5 protein-coding genes are annotated in these 4,531 nt (G+C 69.6%); 3 read left to right on the top strand and 2 right to left on the bottom strand.

The genetic code is table 11. The features are described from left to right. The 3 genes from D0D37_RS45900 to D0D37_RS45890 form a co-directional block, all read left to right on the top strand. On the top strand, positions 1–743 hold a 743-nt coding region (locus D0D37_RS45900; protein ID WP_162834813.1), incomplete at its 5' end, for a hypothetical protein. 910 nt (positions 744–1,653) lie between these two features. Continuing rightward, a complete protein-coding gene (locus D0D37_RS45895; RefSeq protein ID WP_244223918.1) occupies positions 1,654–1,980 on the top strand; it encodes a hypothetical protein in 327 nt (108 codons plus the stop codon). Positions 1,981–2,340: 360 nt separating this feature from the next. Beyond that, positions 2,341–2,697 (top strand): hypothetical protein, encoded by a 357-nt coding sequence (locus D0D37_RS45890; RefSeq protein WP_116206834.1) that lies wholly within the window; start codon positions 2,341–2,343, stop codon positions 2,695–2,697. Between the two features lie 534 nt (positions 2,698–3,231). Here D0D37_RS45890 and D0D37_RS45885 read toward each other — a convergent pair. Continuing rightward, on the bottom strand, positions 3,232–3,552 hold the full coding sequence (locus tag D0D37_RS45885; RefSeq protein WP_116206833.1) for a hypothetical protein: 321 nt from the start codon (positions 3,550–3,552) through the stop codon (positions 3,232–3,234). Positions 3,553–3,603: 51 nt separating this feature from the next. Continuing rightward, positions 3,604–3,963: a WGxxGxxG family protein gene (locus tag D0D37_RS45880; RefSeq protein ID WP_116206832.1), complete on the bottom strand. Its 360-nt coding sequence runs from the start codon at positions 3,961–3,963 to the stop codon at positions 3,604–3,606. Positions 3,964–4,531 lie beyond the last annotated feature (568 nt).

Below are 4,531 nucleotides of genomic sequence, written 5' to 3'. Positions count from 1 at the left end.
GCTGGTGGCCCAACCAGTCCAGCAGCGAGGAAGAGTCGGCCGTGTTCGCGGGCGTCGGCGGCGCGGGCGTGCTCCACCGCGAGTCCGGGGTCGACGAGTGCGGCAACCTGTGGAGCGAGCACGACGGCAGCCTCGCGGGAATCGGCGGCGCCGCCGTGCTGCACGGGTCGCAGCAGGCGAGCGGTGACGACGAGCAGTCGCCCTGGCCGGCGCAGGACACTGTGCGAGGCCACCGCGCGGCCCGCGTTTCGGCTTCGCCTGACGTCCACGCCGCGGCACCGGCTTCCGCGTCGGCCCTGAAGGCCGCCAAAGCCGTCACCCCGGTGAAGGCCGCCCCGTTGTCGCGGGCCAAGAAAGCGGCCGTGCGGAAGGCAGCCGCCGCACCGGTGCACAAGATCCGCGAAGCGGCCCCGGTCGCGACTGGCCGCGACGAGGAAGACTCCCCGGTCCGCCACAACTGGAACGGCCCGGGTTCGTCCTCGTACCACGACCAAGCCACTTCAGCCGGCCCGGACGGGGCGACCTCGACCGAGGTGAACAGCCACGCGGGACGCCACCACGCCTGGTACAGCGCTTCGGCACTCGCCGCGGGCCCGGAGGGCGCCATCTCGGCCGGAGTCGCCTCGCTCGCGGTCCCCGGAGCAGCGGGATACCGGGCCTGGGAGGCCGCGGCCGGCGCGGAGGGCGCCTACAGCCACTCGACCGAGTCGTCCGCGGACGTCCGCGACCCTGACGACGACTGATCTGCCGGGCATAACCGGGAATCACGGCGGAGGGCTGGTGCGAACGCGCCAGCCCTCCGCCGTGTCCGTGTTTCGGGGCCTGGCCGGGGATTCCGCCGAAGCAACGCTTCGCGGAGGCTGCCCGCGGCATTTCCAGCACCGGACGGGACGCGGGAAATACCGGAAACCCCCAGGTCCCGCACGCTCGCCCGGAACCCTCCGCCGCCAGAAGAGCGAAGCACCGCCGGACGTTCTCACGCACCGTAGTTATCGATCGGACAAAACAGGACATCGACAACCTTCGATCGTGAAGTTTCGTCCTCCGCGGAGGGGGTAACCAGCACCATTTCCCGACGCGAAAAAAGACACTCTTCGGAATGCTCTTCCGGAAACCGAGCGCTTTCCCCCGAATCGTTCGGTATTGTCGCTGCTGCTGGGAGCGAACCGACCCCGAACCGGTTCGCTCCCGGCACTGGGGAGGCGACGCCGGCCGTGCTCGAACGGCCGAATCCGGACAGCGCGGAACGTGCCTCGCGAAATTCCCCGCCGGGGCGTTCTCGATACCGAGGAGATCGTGGTTCATCATCGCGTCGAGTTGCGAGCGCATTTCGCCGGATCCGGTAGCCGAAGAAGTCCTTCTCTGCGTTTTTCGCAGCCAGCGGGAGCGACGCCGAACGGAGCCCCGGAGGCCGGGGCCGCTTCGGGACCCGAACCTGCTCTCTCGGCGGTTTCCCTTGCGGCGGGCCGGATCCGGCCGCCTCCGGAGCATCCGTACTATCAGCAGCGGTTCAGCCAGGAGCCGTCGAAGGACGTGCCCGCGAGGTGCGCTCGCCCTCGGCCGCCCTTCCCCGCCAATGCCCAGCTTTTTTCGCGCGGGCGGACGAACTCGCTGTCCGCCCGCGGACTCGGGAGAGGAATGGACAGTCATCTGATGATCGGCGCCCCGGGCGCCACCTACACTCCGCGCCTGGTGGCCATCACCGGCGACCGGCTCATCCACCCGGCCGATCCGCGCAACGACCTCGCGCGGATCGTGCTGCGCTGGGAGCGGGCGTGGGTCCCGGAAACCTGGGCCGCGCGGCAATACTTTGCGGCCCTTGGCATCGGGGACGACGAAGCGCCCCGCTACACCGACCAGGACGTCGCCGGCTGGCTGCTGCTGCAGCCGCGGTCGGGGTCGCTGGCCTCGCAGGTGCGCTCGAGCGAACTGGACGTCGCCACCGCTCTGGCGGCGGAAGCCGAGGCCTGGCCCGGGTAGCCGCACCGCTTTCCGGAAAGCCCTGCGCCGCGAGTCGTGGCGCAGGGCTTTTCGTGCGCGTGGAATATTCGAGTTTCACCCCTGGAATCCGGTCCTTTCCCGACTCCGCGTTCCCCGCGAGGAGAGGCGAGCGCTGTTGTCGCCAATACAACAACTGTCCGGGGAAACCCGAAAGAGATCATGGACATCGGTCAGATGATCGGTCGCCGACACGATGGTGGCGTGAAGTGGAAATAGCCTCTGGTTGTCAGTACGTTTTGCTCATCCGGCCACGGAGTACACACCTTCATTGCCGCGGCCGCAATCGGCAAGGTGCGCGATCGGCGAAGCCGGTCGCCGAAATTCCCAGAGGAGTTCTGAATGCTGAAGAAGATCGGTCTTGTGTCCGCCGCGATGGCGGCCGGTGCGGTCCTGTTCGGCGGCATCGCGGCCGCCGACACGACGGACGGCCACCACCACGGGCACCGCCACGGCGGCCCCGACCAGGTCGGCCTGGTGAACCTGAACAACACCGACGTGGCGCACAACGTCAACGGCACCCTCGGCCTGTGCGGCAACGACGTGAACGTCCTCGGGGTCCAGGTCCCGGTCCGCAACTCGCTGAACGGCATCGGCGTGCCGATCCTGTCGCCGGGCGAGAACCACGCGTCCGGGCAGTCCCCGTACAACTGCGCCTCGGGCGCCGTCGTCGACGGCGGCAGCAACCAGGGCGGCTGAGTCTCCTGCCGAGGCCGCCCGCTGTGTGTGCGGAAAGCCGGCCGAGGCACGGAGTCCGACGGTTCGCGTCAGCGTCCTGAGGCGCACCCGGAGCGCGGAGAGAGCTGCACACTCCTGCTCCGCGCCCCGTGTGCGTCCGACGCCGAGCGACGTCGGCACGGGTGGGACCGGTGGCCTGGCTGAGGCAAAACGCCGGTCCCACCCGGCGTGTTCGACACCGTAACCTACTTCCGCCGCCCCGGCGACCAGACCGGGGCGGCACGCTTTCGAGCGGGACAACCATTTCCCGGTCGCGGAAGCTCCGCTGGCTGGCGTGTCGTGACCGCGGCACGCCAGCCGCAGCGGCGGCGCGGCGGGCGTGACAGCATCCACCGGGCCGGCTCGCGGGCCCGGTGGATGCTGTGTTCGTTCTAATGCTCACGAACGCGCCCGCACGACGGGAACAACCGTCGAGCGGGCGCGTTCGTCTTTTTCCTTGTGCCGCAAGTCTTCTCGTTCAGGCCGGATCCGTGGACACAATGCCGGTGCCGGTGGTCAGAACGCGGCGGGACGGCACCGGAACCGACGGCGTCTGACGACAGGCCGTTCGTCGGCGATCAGCCGGAGGTGCGCGGCCTGCCAGACCGTGCATCGCGCCCGGCCGAACAACCGCCGCGCGGAGCAGGTGCGGCAGAGACCGCGCTCGTCGGGTTCGTGCGCGGCCAGCAGATCCCGCCACGCACCAGTCAGCTGGGGAATCACCGTATCGGCCAGGCTGGATTTCGACGGGTCGTCAGCCTGATGCACGAGAGCGTCGAAGTAGTCGAGGCGTTTCCGCACCGCCGCGCGCAGCGCCTGGTCCAGCACTTCGTCCACGATCGTCCTCCTCGTCAAGGCCGATTCGACGTTTCGATCCCCTGCTCGACCTCACGCACCAGGCGGATTGCGCCGCGGACCGGCGGGCGGATACGTGTTCGCCGGCGGAGCCTGCTGCTCCGGAGCGGCCGGATAGCCCGCCATCGCACCGGGTTTGGGCCCGCGGCGCGCCAGTCCCGCGAGACCGAGAAGCCCGAGCAACCCGAGCAGGCCCCACAATCCGTTGTTGCCGTTGTCGTTGCCGTCGTTGTTGTTATTGCCGTTATTGCCGTTGTCGCCGTTGTTCTGAGTCTGCACCGGTTGCGCGGAGGCGGGTGCCGGCACGGCGGCGTCGGCGGGCCCGGCTGCGAACAGCGGGAGCACGGCTGCGGCGCAGAGAGCGCATACCTGGCGGCGTACGTGGGCAGTCATCGGGAATTCCCCTTCCGGAAGATGCGGGTGAACTGTCCGCGGCGGTGCTGGACCGTCCGCGCGGCCGAAGCGGCCAGGTGCCGAGCCGTCTCGCTCAGCCGCCTGCCACGACTCCTTTCTTGGTCGGAGGAGGTGCTGCCGGGCATTCCTTTTCGGTCAGCAGCCGGTCGCGGCTCCTCGGGAGGTTCCGGAGCCGTCTGCGACAAGTCGCCAGTCAGAGTTCCGGCTTTCCCGGGGTCGTCGTCGGCGGGGAGCGACTGGACAGTGAACGGCTGCGTCGGAACCAGCACCGCATCCGCCTGACCGTCCTGACTGGACGGCGTTGCTTGCCGCGAAACAGGCTGGGGCGCGGCGCTTTCCGGATGCGCTGCCGAAGGCCGGGAAGCACTGGACAAGGGTTCCTGCGCCGCGACGGGTTGTGTCGCGGATCCGTCCGGCGACGGGTCCTTCGGCGCGCCAGGCCGGAGCAGACGTCCAGCGGACGGCGGCGCTTGCGGCCGGATGCCTGCGGATGCTTCCGCCGGGCCGGACACGCTTGCCGTATTCGCCGTCGGCGCCGGACTGTCGT

This window comes from Amycolatopsis circi (genome assembly GCF_003385235.1).
GTDB classification, from domain to species: domain Bacteria; phylum Actinomycetota; class Actinomycetes; order Mycobacteriales; family Pseudonocardiaceae; genus Amycolatopsis; species Amycolatopsis circi.
Note: the sequence above shows the minus strand (reverse complement) of the source record. Positions and strands in the feature narration are given on the sequence as shown.

Coding starts and splice junctions, on each gene's coding strand:
- D0D37_RS45895 (WP_244223918.1), top strand. CDS start 1,654: ATGATCGGCGCCCCGGGCGCCACCTACACTCCGCGCCTGGTGGCCATC.
- D0D37_RS45890 (WP_116206834.1), top strand. CDS start 2,341: ATGCTGAAGAAGATCGGTCTTGTGTCCGCCGCGATGGCGGCCGGTGCG.
- D0D37_RS45880 (WP_116206832.1), bottom strand. CDS start 3,963: ATGACTGCCCACGTACGCCGCCAGGTATGCGCTCTCTGCGCCGCAGCC.